15 protein-coding genes are annotated in these 11975 nt (G+C 63.2%); 4 read left to right on the top strand and 11 right to left on the bottom strand.

Going from position 1 to position 11975, the window contains the following annotated elements:
* Positions 1–152 precede the first annotated feature (152 nt).
* From Q344_RS0121090 to Q344_RS0121065, 6 genes are all read right to left on the bottom strand, one after another.
* A complete protein-coding gene (locus tag Q344_RS0121090) occupies positions 153–359 on the bottom strand; it encodes a hypothetical protein (RefSeq protein ID WP_027264456.1) in 207 nt (68 codons plus the stop codon).
* Positions 360–1210: 851 nt separating this feature from the next.
* The gene (locus Q344_RS0121085) at positions 1211–1456 is read right to left on the bottom strand and encodes a hypothetical protein (protein ID WP_027264457.1); all 246 of its coding nucleotides are present in this window, start codon (positions 1454–1456) and stop codon (positions 1211–1213) included.
* Positions 1457–2048: 592 nt separating this feature from the next.
* Complete coding sequence (locus tag Q344_RS0121080) at positions 2049–2978, bottom strand: DUF2493 domain-containing protein (protein ID WP_027264458.1); 930 nt, start codon at positions 2976–2978, stop codon at positions 2049–2051.
* Positions 2979–3559: 581 nt separating this feature from the next.
* Entirely contained in the window at positions 3560–4099 is a 540-nt protein-coding gene (locus Q344_RS0121075) for a hypothetical protein (protein ID WP_028288527.1), read from the bottom strand.
* A 4-nt stretch (positions 4100–4103) separates the two neighbouring features.
* Positions 4104–4877 carry an endonuclease/exonuclease/phosphatase family protein gene (locus tag Q344_RS0121070; protein WP_028288526.1) on the bottom strand — a complete coding sequence of 258 codons (774 nt, stop codon included), beginning with the start codon at positions 4875–4877 and terminating at the stop codon, positions 4104–4106.
* 50 nt (positions 4878–4927) lie between these two features.
* On the bottom strand, positions 4928–5371 hold the full coding sequence (locus Q344_RS0121065) for an endonuclease/exonuclease/phosphatase family protein (protein WP_028288525.1): 444 nt from the start codon (positions 5369–5371) through the stop codon (positions 4928–4930).
* Between the two features lie 627 nt (positions 5372–5998).
* Between Q344_RS0121065 and Q344_RS0121060 the strand changes: the two genes are divergently transcribed.
* From Q344_RS0121060 to Q344_RS0121045, 4 genes are read left to right on the top strand one after another with little or no spacing between them, the layout of a single operon-like run.
* Positions 5999–7036 (top strand): hypothetical protein, encoded by a 1038-nt coding sequence (locus Q344_RS0121060; protein WP_156954779.1) that lies wholly within the window; start codon positions 5999–6001, stop codon positions 7034–7036.
* Positions 7037–7040: 4 nt separating this feature from the next.
* Positions 7041–8123, top strand: coding sequence for a hypothetical protein (locus tag Q344_RS0121055; protein WP_028288523.1), 1083 nt, complete (start codon positions 7041–7043; stop codon positions 8121–8123).
* A complete protein-coding gene (locus Q344_RS0121050; protein ID WP_028288522.1) occupies positions 8116–9102 on the top strand; it encodes a hypothetical protein in 987 nt (328 codons plus the stop codon). The genes Q344_RS0121055 and Q344_RS0121050 overlap by 8 nt, the downstream gene beginning before the upstream one ends.
* Entirely contained in the window at positions 9095–9412 is a 318-nt protein-coding gene (locus tag Q344_RS0121045) for a hypothetical protein (RefSeq protein ID WP_028288521.1), read from the top strand. Before Q344_RS0121050 ends, Q344_RS0121045 begins: the two co-directional genes overlap by 8 nt.
* Before the next feature lie 185 nt (positions 9413–9597).
* Here Q344_RS0121045 and Q344_RS0121040 read toward each other — a convergent pair whose 3' ends face one another.
* The 5 genes from Q344_RS0121040 to Q344_RS0121020 form a co-directional block, all read right to left on the bottom strand.
* A complete protein-coding gene (locus Q344_RS0121040; protein ID WP_028288520.1) occupies positions 9598–10326 on the bottom strand; it encodes a DUF736 family protein in 729 nt (242 codons plus the stop codon).
* A gap of 117 nt (positions 10327–10443) precedes the next feature.
* On the bottom strand, positions 10444–10722 hold the full coding sequence (locus Q344_RS0121035) for a hypothetical protein (RefSeq protein WP_028288519.1): 279 nt from the start codon (positions 10720–10722) through the stop codon (positions 10444–10446).
* 81 nt (positions 10723–10803) lie between these two features.
* On the bottom strand, positions 10804–11085 hold the full coding sequence (locus Q344_RS0121030; RefSeq protein ID WP_028288518.1) for a DUF5983 family protein: 282 nt from the start codon (positions 11083–11085) through the stop codon (positions 10804–10806).
* Positions 11082–11522 carry a DUF6915 family protein gene (locus tag Q344_RS0121025; RefSeq protein ID WP_028288517.1) on the bottom strand — a complete coding sequence of 147 codons (441 nt, stop codon included), beginning with the start codon at positions 11520–11522 and terminating at the stop codon, positions 11082–11084. The genes Q344_RS0121030 and Q344_RS0121025 overlap by 4 nt, the downstream gene beginning before the upstream one ends.
* A 1-nt stretch (position 11523) precedes the next feature.
* Positions 11524–11910 (bottom strand): DUF6878 family protein, encoded by a 387-nt coding sequence (locus tag Q344_RS0121020; RefSeq protein ID WP_028288516.1) that lies wholly within the window; start codon positions 11908–11910, stop codon positions 11524–11526.
* Between the last annotated feature and the right edge of the window lie 65 nt (positions 11911–11975).

Below are 11975 nucleotides of genomic sequence, written 5' to 3'. Positions count from 1 at the left end.
CCAGGCGATCTCTGATATCCCCCGTCAGGACCGCTTGCGGTCCTGACGCCTTCCCGGGGACGCCGGCCGAAGGCAGGGGTTCCCGGGTACAGCGCAGCCTTCCCTGAAACAGGGAAAGGGCCGCCCCTAGGGCGGCCCATCTTTGAGGCGGACTATTCCTGCGGTTCCTTCGCGCTCGGCGGGAACATCACCAGCTCCTGGACCGCGACGGGGAAGTCGAGTTTGAGGCTGAAGAACTCCGAGCCGTCCCCGTTGCGAGTGTTGCGGAACATCGCGCCGACGCGTTGGAAGCGGGTGCGCTCCTGACCTTCGTTGTCGGTGAACTTGACGGGAACGGTGGCGACGTAGTGGTTGGTCATTTGGGTCTCTCCTTTTTGCGATGGGGATCACCCGGCACGGGGGGCAAGGGAGGTCCGCAAACACAAATGCGGAGGGTCCGCGCGCCCCGCGCGTGGAAACCGTATTTGTGTTTGCCGGAGCGTGAGCGGAGGGCACGGACCGCCCGACCCCGTGCGATCCACATCTATGAGCAAAGAGGGGAGACCCAAATGTGCACCCCGCTCCTCAGCCGCCATCGGTCCTGTCGAGTTATGTCAGACGTGACCAGGTCCGCCCCCGCTTCCAACGCGTCGGCGCGATGGTTCGCGTGCGCCCGATCGGCACGACCGCGATCGTCTGCCTCAAGCTCGGCTTCCCCGTCGCCTGTGTGGCGATCCGGGGCGGTGATACAGCCGCAGGTCTGGCAGCAGAGTTGTCGGCCCGGACGGGTCGCCGTCATCGGGCGGCGCGGTCGATGCGCTGCGCCCGCCCCAGCGATCTGCACCCGGACGGGCGGATCGCGGGGTTTCTGGCGCGCATGAGGGCAACCCCGCCGGCTGGCTCCGTCAGGAGACCGCCGCCGGGGTATGCCACTCAGCACGTCCAGGGGCCTCGTGTTCCGGGTGGAGGCCGGCACGGCCGGAACCTGCGAGCGCGGTGACGGCGGTGCAACCGCCGGCAGGGGCCCGGCATGACCGACGATCGATCACCACCGACCTTCATGTTATTTGCGTCTGACTGAGGGGCCACAGACAGTTGAGGAGCGCAGCAGCCCCGCCCGGCCTTAGCCGGGCGGGGCTGCACTTATGGATGGTGTCGCAGTCGTCGAGAGCGTGGAAGGGTTAGAGAGAGGGATCACCGGGCGACGGGGCCGCCCGATGAAAGGTACTGTTCAGGCGAAGAGAGACTCGCTGAGGTGCGAACAATGCGCACAGGCCTCCCGCCAGTGGAAATTGACGCTCCCGCCATCGATAGTCTCCCAATCGGTCCGCAACGCGTCTTTCCCGCAGGCGACGCAGGGGACGACATGGCCGCCAATATCGTGATGGTCTTTCCCGGTGGAAGTTCCGCGCTGCGACGTGCCTGTGCGGTCGCAGTGTCGGCAAAGGTCGTCCTCGGTCTTGTTCTCGTCGGTCATGATCTCATCTCCAGATGTTCGTGGACCACCACGTGAGTGTGGTGGCATGGCCGAATGCCTGGTTGCCGAAACTGTCCGGGTCAGGGACGGCGCAGCCGCCGGCGTGCCGGGCGCAAAAGTTTTCCGGGCGCATCGCCCACCACGGGGGCGTCATCGAACACTGGACCGCCCTCTCCTCCCCGGCCCCCCTAGCCGAAAAGTTTTGCGATCCTTGACGCGGACGGGTTCGGGGGCCATCCGGAGGATATGCTTCCGCACTCATGTGTGTGTGATTAACGACAGGTTTGCCCGACGCGAGCAGGCAAAGGGTGCTGCCCGGACGCGGGACACGAATGGAGCGGCGGGATCGTTTTGCCCCGCAAAACAGACCGGAGCGTAATCCGGTGGAGCGGCCGGGGCGCGACGTGCTCGCGAGACGGGCAAACCGGGACGCCGGGTGCTGCGCCGTGGTGAGGCCGCATGGCCGAATGCGCGATCGGCCTCAGGCCGATACCTCCACCGCGACTTGGCTTACTGTGCGGAGGAGACCGCCAGTTTACGGGCAGGCAGATGAAAACGACGAAAGGGCCGCCCAAAGGCGACCCTCTCTCATTCACGCGTCTGCCGTCTTCTTCGCCGGATCGGCGACCCGCATCACCGTCAGGCCTTTGGCTTCCGCCTTCTGCCCGAGGTTCAGTGCGACCCCGTTGCCGCCGAAGAGCACGACCCCGGTCGCGGCGAACTTGTCGTCCAGCATCTCGTCGTTGCATTTGAAGGGTGCCGCCCGCCCATGCGCGGACCAGCGCGGATCGAAGCGCGCCTGCGCGACGCCACGCGCCCGAGCCCACCGGGCGGCGATCATCTCGGCCCCGTGCTTGCCACCCTTGTGGCAGAGGAAGATCTCCTGGTTGCGGTTCTGCCGGATGCGCTCGCGAACCTTGTCGAGTGTCGTGAAGATGACGTCGATATCGGTCCAGTCGGTCGCCCCCGAGACGATCAGGGGAACCCCCTCGACCTTCGACTTCGCGGCTGTCTCGCGATCGTGCTGTTCCAGCAGCTGCCGGGCCTCGAAGACCGCTCCGGTCTCCTGAGCGCGAGCACTGGCGCGCGATCCCGCGGCCGGGATGAAGGCGTGGCCGGTCTCGACCTCGTAGCATTCCGCCGCCGCCTCGCTCATCACCTCGATGGCCCCGACGATCTCGCGGACCTGCAGGAAGCGGGCCTGCGCCTCTTCGAGCGCGGTCTCGGCGATCTCCGACCCGTCATGGGATTTTGCCAGGGCGCCGATCTTGTCAGCGGTGCGGTCAAGCTCCTTGCCCAGAGCGATCTTGCGGCGCTGCAGAATCGTGGCGAGCCCGTGCGCGAGCGGTTCGATCTCGGTCTCGAGACCGGTGCCGCGCAGCTGGCCAAGCAGGGCCTCGAAAGTCTCGCGGACGATGCTATCGGTCAGGACGTGATCCTCGGGGATGGGCAGCTCCGCGTCTTTCTCCGTCAGGCCGAAAAGTTCGATGGTCTCGTAGGCATTCGCGTTCTCGTATGTCATGTTGGTGTCTCCGGATGTTCGGGGAACCACCACGTGAGTGTGGTGGCATGGCCGTACGTCTGGTTCACCGAATCTGTCCGGGTCAGGGACGGCGAAGCCGCCGGCGCGCCGGGCGCAAAAGTTTTCCGGGCGCATCGCTCACCACAGGCGCGTCATCGAGCACTGGACTGCCTTCTCCACACCCGCCGGCCTCGCCGAAAAGTTTTGCGATCCTTGACGCGGGCTGATTTGGGGGCCATCCGGAGGATATGCTTCCGCACTCATGTGTGTGTGTTGACGGTAGGTTTGCCCGACGCGAGCAGGCAAAGGGCGCGACCGGACGCGGGAGACGGATGGAGCGCCGGGATCGTTTTGCCCCGCAAAACAGACCGGAGCGTAATCCGGCGCAGCGGCCGGGGAACGGCCTGCTCGCGAGACGGGCAAACCGGGATGCCAGGTGCTGCGCCGCGGTGAGGCCGCATGGCCGAATGCGCGACGGACCGAAGGGCCGTTCTGCCCTGCGACACGCGCAGCCGAGCAGGGGAGGCCGTAAGGCTTAGGAAGACATGTGGCGGACATCAGGGATCAAGCCACTTGGTATGCTACTCAGCCTGCATGTCCTCGAGGTCCGCGTCGAGCAGATCGATCGTAGGATCGCCAAGGGTCACGAAGCCGCCGTCGACCGCGCCCCGTTCGATCGACAGGATCGCCTCGGCATAGGGAATCTCGGTGACGGTGACCCCGAGAGCCTCCAGTGGGCCGACGACGAGGCCTCGCGCCGGTTCCGTGAGCTTCGGAATCCGCAGCTTGAGGCCCTGCAACACGTCCACGCCCTCAAACTCCGGCTCAAAGACCGTGTCGGCTGCGAACACATTCCGGCCCTTGTCCGGGTCGTAGAGCAGGATCAAGGGGGTGATGGATTGCTGAACCCTGGCCCAATCGATCCGACGCAACAACACCCTGTAGGCATCGCTGCGCACCTGTCGATCCGGGTTCTGGATGAAGACTGTGTAGTACCTGTCCGGGAACACCACCGAGACGGAACTGTGCCTCGTGACCTCCAAATCGTTTGCGGCGGTGGCCGTGGCAGATACCGAATACGTCCCGGGGACCAGGAACCTGCACATGAGTTGCGCGGCCACGGCATCACATTGCGCAACATGCGAGCGGCCCACCGGTTGCCCCGCGACACGCCATGTCAGTGTCCTCACATCCGGACCCCCAATCGCGTTGAATTCGGTGTCGAGCCCAACCTGTGCCGTGACGCTCGCGGGGGTGATCTCGAGGGAGGGCGGCTCCGCAGGGGCGGCCGCCCGTCCCAGGACCCACCCGCCGATCCCCACGATCGCGGCCACCGTCACACCGACCAGAATCTGCCCGCCAAGACTCTCTGAGGACGTTGGCCCACTCCGAGACGGTCATCACGATCGGACAATGATCGCTCGGATAGGCTTCCGCAAAGGTCAGGACCTTCCCGTCGGCGAAGGGCTGAAGGCTCCCATCACAACGGGTCAGCGCGGCGCCGGGATCGCGGAACACGTAGTCGCCCGTCAACTCGATCTGATCTGCCGTCAGCGTGACACCTTCCGCGAGGTTCTCCACGACGAAGAAGTCGATCTCGGCGCTGCTGCGGGGCGTGTAGAGCCATGGGCGCAGACCCTCGGCCTCGAACCGCGGGTTGTTCGCCATGGCCTCCTCGCCCAATCGGCCAAAATCGAACGCGAGGGAGGACCAGCACGCGCGCGTCTCGGCACCCGGCAGGATGTGCCCCTGCGGCACGTTCGGGAAGAACTCCGCCCGGATGTTGTCCGCCCCCTCCAGGAGTTGCCGGTTGAAATCCCCAGCCAGGATGATCGTCGTATCGTCGTCCTGGGCGTCCATCCACGCGCGCAGGCGTCGAACCTGCTCGCGCTGCGTCACACAGTCATCCTCCGTTCCGGGCTCGACGGAATTGTTCTTGCAGGTTGCCTTCAGGTGGATCGACGGCACCAGGTAGCGTCGACCGACAGATCGACGCCCACGCCGCCGCGCACCGGGCGCGCGGGCGCGCCGCATTCGTTCTGATGCGGCACGGCGAGCTCATCGATCTGGAAGAAACCGTGCGCGAACGTGTCCCTGATCGCGATCGCGTTGTATATGTCGTCGGCATCCGCCGCGCATTTCTGTGCGTTCTCATAGCAGTGGATCTCGAACCGGAAGCTGTACCCGTCGGGGAGGACCGCTTCCAGCGCAGCGACGCTGCCAATCTCCTGGAACGCGACCACGTCCGCATCTATGGATGAGATGATCTCCCGGATACGGGTGTAGTCATCCGCGTCGCGGTCGAACCCGCGCAATTCCGAGCCCGGAGCGCCCAGGTTCGCGATGTTCCAACTGGCCACCGTGAAGGGTTCCGCGAGACCGATGGTCGGCACGAGCAGACATGGAAAGACGAAATGAAAGCCCCGCAGTAAAACCCTCTTCTCGGAATTGAAATCATCGGAAAATCGTTGGTCTTGAGGCTACGATACAACAGTATCGATGATTTCGCGACCCGAGATCCCGTGAGGGCTTCAGAGCGGACAAAAAAGAAAGACGCCATCCCGGGAGGTGGGATGGCGTCTGATCTCTTCTGCCCGCGCCACGGGAGGAGGTGTGGCGCAAACCTGAGGCCGATCTCCAGGGAGGAGGAGAGGAGAGCAACCTCAAAAGTAGGCTAGCCTGAAATGCTGCACTGCAACAACGCCAAATGCTGCAATGCAGCTATGCGCTTCATGCAATGCTAAACTCAGAGACCCTTCGTATATTATTGTCGAGCGACAAATATGGGTGACCCGTCAATATTCGATATGTGCCCATAGGCGTTTGTCAAAGCCCTTGCGAACGCGGAACCACTGGCTACACAACGCCTGTTCATCCGGCATTTGCCCGGAAAGGCCGACGGAGATAGGCTTTTGCAAGTTCAAAGGAGAGAGTCTCAGGTGTTGCGAAGGGTTCACTTCATAGACCGCCCCAGCTTCCCTGACGATCTGTTCACAGACGTTGACTCGGCACAGTTGCGGATGGCGCTGAGAAATCTCCAGGCCGCGGCGCGTGCCGTGACCGGTGCCATGCGGGACATGTATGCCTTCCCTGACGGCGGCGATCTCAAGGTTGGCGTCACTCCGGAAACCCACCTGAACGCAAGGGCCCGCCAATCGCGCGTCGGCGGTCCGTTCTCGATCGAGTTTACCTCCGGCTACGTCCTTTGGGCGGCCGTCGTAAGCTCGGTACTCGCCCGCATGGTGGCCTCAGGGTTTCGCCTCGAAAGGACCGTGTCCCTGTCGTTCCGTGACTTCGCGGAGGACGTGGCGACGTCCGGGGTGCAAACCTGCGTCGACCTGACGATCAACGAGATCGGTCCGGACATCGAGGGCAGCTGGCTCTTCTTCTTCGAGTCGCTCTATCTGCCGGTCTTGTTTCACGAGTTGGCCCATGTCGTCCGAGGGCATCTCGGCCTGCTCCGACAGCGACACGGCGGGGCGGGCCTGTGCATGGTGGACGAGTTGATGAGCCAGGATGCGGGCAACACGCCTCCTGGCTTTCCGCTACGCGATGTCGAGATCGATGCGGACGTCTACTGCTCGGGTATGTCCGGCGAGTTCGCCTTCGCGCGATCCGCGACCCTGCCGCGCTGGCAGTACATGACGGGCAAAGAGAACCTTTATGCCGAATTCGTCGGATACGCACTCTTCGTGGTCGGCCAGGAACGCATGGCGCGCGACAGGATCGGAACCCGCGACACCTACCCGTCGCCAAATCTTCGGTTGCTCCTGCACTCTGTCGCCCACAGGGCGCGTTGGAATGTGGAACATCCCGAAAGTGACTATTTCGCGGAGATCTTTGAGCCCGCAATGGAATTACTGGCACCGCTCGAGCCGGCCTTCCCCGAGCTCGATCTCCTCCGGGACACGATTACCAGGGAGGGGGAGGCCGACCTCAGGAAAGAGATCGCCGCCTATTTCGACCAGGACCCCGAAACAGAGGACGGGCTTTTTGCACGCTTCGCGTTCGACGCGCGATGGAGCGACCCCATCCCGAAATTCTTTGGGATATCGTGATCGAATGGAAGAGGTCTCGCGTGCGTTTTGGAAGGTCGATCCCATCGTCAGGTCTATGGGCGGATATCTCGACGTCATAGGGCTTACACCAGTCGAGACGACATTGGTGCACTGGACCGAACATGTCTTCGACATCAACATAGGCCTCCTGGACGCGCGCGATCCGGACCTCAACATCAAAGGGATCGACCTCGTCATCTCAGCCGGCGATGCTCCGAACGCGGCCGCGCGCCAATCGGGCGATCGCCGTGCAGTCATCATAAGCCTCGGCCTGCTGCGAAAACTTTGGCGGTTCCTTACGGCCGCAGCCCATCATCCGGACGTGCTTTCCCGCGCGCACCCCCTGAGGGATCCGGGCAAATCGTGGAAAGAGGCGCTCGACGGCCCGCTCATTGCCTTCGATGACTGGTCGATGGAGGTGGAGCGTGCGGAGTATTTCGTCGACATCCTGATGCAGATGTTCGACTACGTGATTTCGCACGAACTCGCGCACCTCCTGCGGCGGCATATCGATCTCCTCTTTCCGGACGCGACACCCGGCTTCGTCGACGAAGCGGCAACATATCTGGACCAAGCCCCCGGCCGATCGCCAGAATTGCTGCCGGAAACGCTACAGGATATCGAGTTTGACGCGGATGCGAACGGGCTGAACCAAATGCTCCTGAGCATGGATGAGAAACATCCGTTTCTGAGGGGCTGGACCGCGGAGGATGGGCTCGAATACGGCTTCCAGCTGGCGTTCGCCCATATCCTTGTCATGCGGGCGCTCGACACGAGGGAGGGTCCGGTGGATCGACCGGGGACGGAATATCCCTCCCCGCTCTTTCGGGCGATGAACTTCACCAACCTGGTGTTCAGATCCCTTCACGACCTGGTGCCGTGTGACTTTGAAGAGTCGGTGCGCGTCCACGACACCGCCTGGTTCGAGGCGAGTGAGATCTCCAAAGACATCGGTTTCGGCGACGGCAGATGGTTCGGGGAAGGCCCCTCGGACGCGGATCACGAGAAGTTCCTCGTCAGAGAAGCACGATATTTCGAGGCCACACGCCGGATCGATCGCATCCTCGACGGTGCTGACAATGGGTGAGGAAGACCTCGAAACCCTGACCATGATCCGCGTCGCCGGAGAGTTCGTCACCTACGTGCTCTTCCCCGGGATCGACGAGACAGCTTTCGCCGAACGGATAGACTGGAGGCACCGCGAAAGTGCGGGCCTTGACGCGATCATTTCGCCTTGGCGCAAGGATCGCTATCGCATCGCGATCGGAACCGCCGTACCCGATCTCATCCTGTCTCGCCTCCAAGCCGTCAACGTCGAAGGAGAGACCGCAGCTCAGGCCGAGCGGTTGGGCGGGATCGAGCCCGCAATGACGCTGGCATGGTTTGCCGGTGTCGCCTTTTTCGCCACCCACGAAGCCTGCCACGCCGCCGCAGGCCATGTCGCCTATCAGAAGGCGCTGAATCCGGAAACAAGCACGGGTGACTTGCCGCGACCTCTGGATCTGGCGACATTCCGGCTCCTGTCAGAGCTTGAAGCCGACGGGGCCGCCGCAGCCAGCCTCCTGTCGGCGGATTATGAGCTGATGCGCACGATCGAGGGGCTCTCATCCGACGGTGATGACAGAGCCGACAGCGCCATGATGTTCATCGTCATCGGCGTCTTCGCGACCCTGGAACTTCTCGCCTCGGAAGGGCCCGTCGAGGATGGGTATCCAACGCCCGAGACGCGCTACCTGAACGTGGTCGCGGCCGTGTTCCGCCACGTGGCACCGCACCTTCTCCTGCTGAAGTCGGGCGACTATGTTCGCCGCGAGGCGAGCGGCGAAGAGGTGCAAAACGTCGCGAACAGGTTTCGCCACTCGGTCCTTCCGGCGCTCGCCGCCCTGAACCACTTCGATGTGACCGCGCCCTTTGGGGAAGACATTGCGGCGCTTCTCGGCGGGGCGATCCCGAACAAAAGTGAAGCGGGGCGAGACCTTGCGCGCTATAGTCGCAACCGGGCCCGATTCATGCGGGCATTGAGTGGATTTCGAGAGACACGGATGTGGGACGATTTCAATGACTGACGTTGTGGTGGTGATGCGCCTTGCCGGCGATGACGCGGACGCGTCCAAACAGGATATCCTCGCGCTGTTGGAAGGCGTCGCCGGTGCGGACGTTACCGACAGCTCGGTCGACGCGGCCCTGGGCATGACCGCAAAAGAGCTTGTGCTGACCGTGACGATCAGTTTCGCGACGTCCGTCTCGGCGAATTTCGCAACCAAGGCGATCGAGGACGCGTTGCAAGGACCACTACCCGACCAGGTGACGGTCGAAGAGATCTTTTGTGAGACGCCCTCCGAGAACGATGGCACGGTGGAAGAGACCTCGGAGTGATGCTTTGCCAGCGGGGCTATCGCACCGGCGAGTTTCGCCATCACCTTGCGACGGGCAGGCCGTTGACCTCGAACTGACCGGCCACAAAGAAAAACGGGAGCCGCGTTTCCGCAGCTCCCGTAGGTTAGGCAGACCGGGCCGGTCTAGGCCGGCCTCGTAAATCGATCGGGACCAGATTCGTCACATCAGGACACCAGAGACAGTCCCGCACCAGCGTCCCGCTCGCGCGCACCGCTCTCGACGAAGGGAATGATCGAGAAGGTCTGGCCGCCGCGCTGCTCCTCGTTCTGCACGGCGTTTACCCGCAGATCGCCATCGGGCGTGTTGATGAGGAGCGAGACGTAGTCGTTGCCGGTGCGGTTGCTCTTCGCCATCCAGGCCGAACCCACGCGGATCGGGTGGCCCTTGGGCGAGGAGACCTCGATCCGGTAGTCGGGATGGGTCTCCTCGGTCTTGAATTCGTTCTCGATCAGCATGAATTCGAGGTCGAACATCATGTTGGCGATGTAACCGGCGAAGGCGTTGTCTGCATCCATCGCGGTCAACTCGCCCGAGATCGAACCGGACTTCATGCCACCGTTTGAGACCAGCGGGATGATCTCGAATTCACCGGTCATTGCTTCGCGTGCTTCCTTCGTCTGCACGGCGTTGACCCGGAACGGCCCGAGGCCGACATCGATCTGCATCGAGATGTAATGGTTACCGGTGGTGTTGCCGGTCTCGTTCCAGGCCGTGCCGATACGCACCTTCCGGCCCGACTTGTTCACCGCGGTCACATCAAAATCCGGGCTGCGCTCGGACATCTTCGTGCGGGTCTCGAGCTGGATCGCGATGTCGAACCGGCTCGAGTGGATCATGCCGGAATAGGCGGTGGCTGCGGTCTCGGCATTCTTGGTCAGGGTTCCTGCGAACATGGGTCTTCTCCTTGGGTTTGCCGCTGCCCGGCACTTGGCCAGAGCACGCGGGATTGCTTTTCGACCCCTCATGGGATCGCAAAACCACAAAGCCCTCTTTCCTTTCTCTCCTGACCGTCAGCACGGCCCGGCGCTCGAAGATGTGTCCGGCGTTGCCCCGCGCACATCCCTCCCCTTCTCCGCCGCGGCACCATGGCGCGGTTCCGATATGAAGAAGTCGGCCTCGGCCCCGTTCAGCCGACGGCCGCTCCGGTCGGTCAGACCGATCGTGCTGCCGTTTGGCACGTAGGTGATGAGGTATTGGCCGAGGCCATCCCGATGCACCCGGTAGCCCTCATTCGACCAGTGGACGGATTTGCCGGCATCCACGGCGGCCTTGATCTCCGCGACGTTCATCTGGATCTCCATTTCGGTATTGGTGTTGGAAACAAGAGAGGCCCGATCCCCAGATCGGGCCTCTGCACACCCGCATTCGATCTACCAATCGAAGACCTCGAGATAGGGCACCGGCGGGACGTCCCGATCGAAGAGAACGTAGTCGCACCCCGCATCCATCGCCAACGCCATGACCACCTTGAAGGCGTCACAGTCGACGCCTTCCGGCAGATCGGCGAGCGTCTCCGGGACGGAGAACAGCCAGCCATACTCATTCTGCAAGCTCGGCGATTTGGCAAAACGCCCGTTCTCTATGGCCTCCGCGGTTTGCGCGGGCAGATGTGCGGTGCTGCAATCGTAGAACCTGCGGACGTTGCGCATCATGATCCCCTCGCCTCCATCCAGTCCTTGAGGCCGAGGATCGTCTTGCCTTCAGCCACCTCGGCCAGCCATTCCGTGCGCGGATCGCCGACGGGCTCACGTGCCATCAGGTCGATATGCCCATTGGCCATCCAGGGTTCGGGCTGGATACGCCCGAGCCAGTCGGCGAGGCTCGGAATGCGGCCCTGGCAGTCTTCCCGGACATGCTGTTCGCCGATCCAGCGGACGGGGATCACGCGCCCCGCCGCGTTGGTGAGGGTGAGCCCGAAGACACGTTCGGCCTCGAAGATGCCTTGCGTGTGATGGCGCAGCGCACGGTGGGTGAAGATGGCCAAATGCTCCTTAGAGGCATCGAACCAGTCGTGGACCGTCTGATAGTCGGCTGGCTTTCCGCCGAGTTTCCGCGCGGAGCTTTCGGCATGATGCAGGGGATGGGCCATGTCAAAGCCCCTCGTCATGGCTGTGGGAGCACTCGACATAGCGGTCGGCATGATCCAGCGCGATGCTGTCGGCGGCGACATCCCAGGTCAGCGTGCCATAGCCGCCCTCGTTGTTCTCGAATCCCGGGTGCTGGTGATAGGCGACGGACCAGGCGAAGTCGCCAACCTTCGTGCAGAGTTCGTCAGGGAGCGCAATGCCTGCGGGCTGCACCGTCACGTCTTCGATATTACCGGAATCGCCATAGCCTTCGTATTCGGCGATCACTTGCGCGATGCCGAGGCCGCGCAATTGTGGGAGCAGTTCGCTGCGGGCGGCCTTGTTGGCGGCCTCGCGCTCGGCCTGCCATTTTGCCATCGCCTCGGCAAAGGTGGTCTCGGAGTTGGTCATGGGTCTCGTCCTCTTGTCTGGGATTGGGGAAGGTGCCGAGGGGTCCAGAGACCCGCCACGGCGGC

The sequence above is a fragment of the Pseudooceanicola nanhaiensis DSM 18065 genome (genome assembly GCF_000688295.1).
Classification (GTDB): domain Bacteria; phylum Pseudomonadota; class Alphaproteobacteria; order Rhodobacterales; family Rhodobacteraceae; genus Pseudooceanicola; species Pseudooceanicola nanhaiensis.
Note: the sequence above shows the minus strand (reverse complement) of the source record. Positions and strands in the feature narration are given on the sequence as shown.

Bases quoted from the DNA above. Each gene is read 5' to 3' on its own strand.
- Q344_RS0121085 (WP_027264457.1), bottom strand. From the start codon at position 1,456: ATGACCGACGAGAACAAGACCGAGGACGACCTTTGCCGACACTGCGAC.
- Q344_RS0121035 (WP_028288519.1), bottom strand. From the start codon at position 10,722: ATGAACGTCGCGGAGATCAAGGCCGCCGTGGATGCCGGCAAATCCGTC.
- Q344_RS0121055 (WP_028288523.1), top strand. From the start codon at position 7,041: ATGGAAGAGGTCTCGCGTGCGTTTTGGAAGGTCGATCCCATCGTCAGG.
- Q344_RS0121030 (WP_028288518.1), bottom strand. From the start codon at position 11,085: ATGATGCGCAACGTCCGCAGGTTCTACGATTGCAGCACCGCACATCTG.
- Q344_RS0121020 (WP_028288516.1), bottom strand. From the start codon at position 11,910: ATGACCAACTCCGAGACCACCTTTGCCGAGGCGATGGCAAAATGGCAG.
- Q344_RS0121080 (WP_027264458.1), bottom strand. From the start codon at position 2,978: ATGACATACGAGAACGCGAATGCCTACGAGACCATCGAACTTTTCGGC.
- Q344_RS0121090 (WP_027264456.1), bottom strand. From the start codon at position 359: ATGACCAACCACTACGTCGCCACCGTTCCCGTCAAGTTCACCGACAAC.
- Q344_RS0121060 (WP_156954779.1), top strand. From the start codon at position 5,999: ATGGCGCTGAGAAATCTCCAGGCCGCGGCGCGTGCCGTGACCGGTGCC.
- Q344_RS0121050 (WP_028288522.1), top strand. From the start codon at position 8,116: ATGGGTGAGGAAGACCTCGAAACCCTGACCATGATCCGCGTCGCCGGA.
- Q344_RS0121040 (WP_028288520.1), bottom strand. From the start codon at position 10,326: ATGTTCGCAGGAACCCTGACCAAGAATGCCGAGACCGCAGCCACCGCC.
- Q344_RS0121025 (WP_028288517.1), bottom strand. From the start codon at position 11,522: ATGGCCCATCCCCTGCATCATGCCGAAAGCTCCGCGCGGAAACTCGGC.
- Q344_RS0121045 (WP_028288521.1), top strand. From the start codon at position 9,095: ATGACTGACGTTGTGGTGGTGATGCGCCTTGCCGGCGATGACGCGGAC.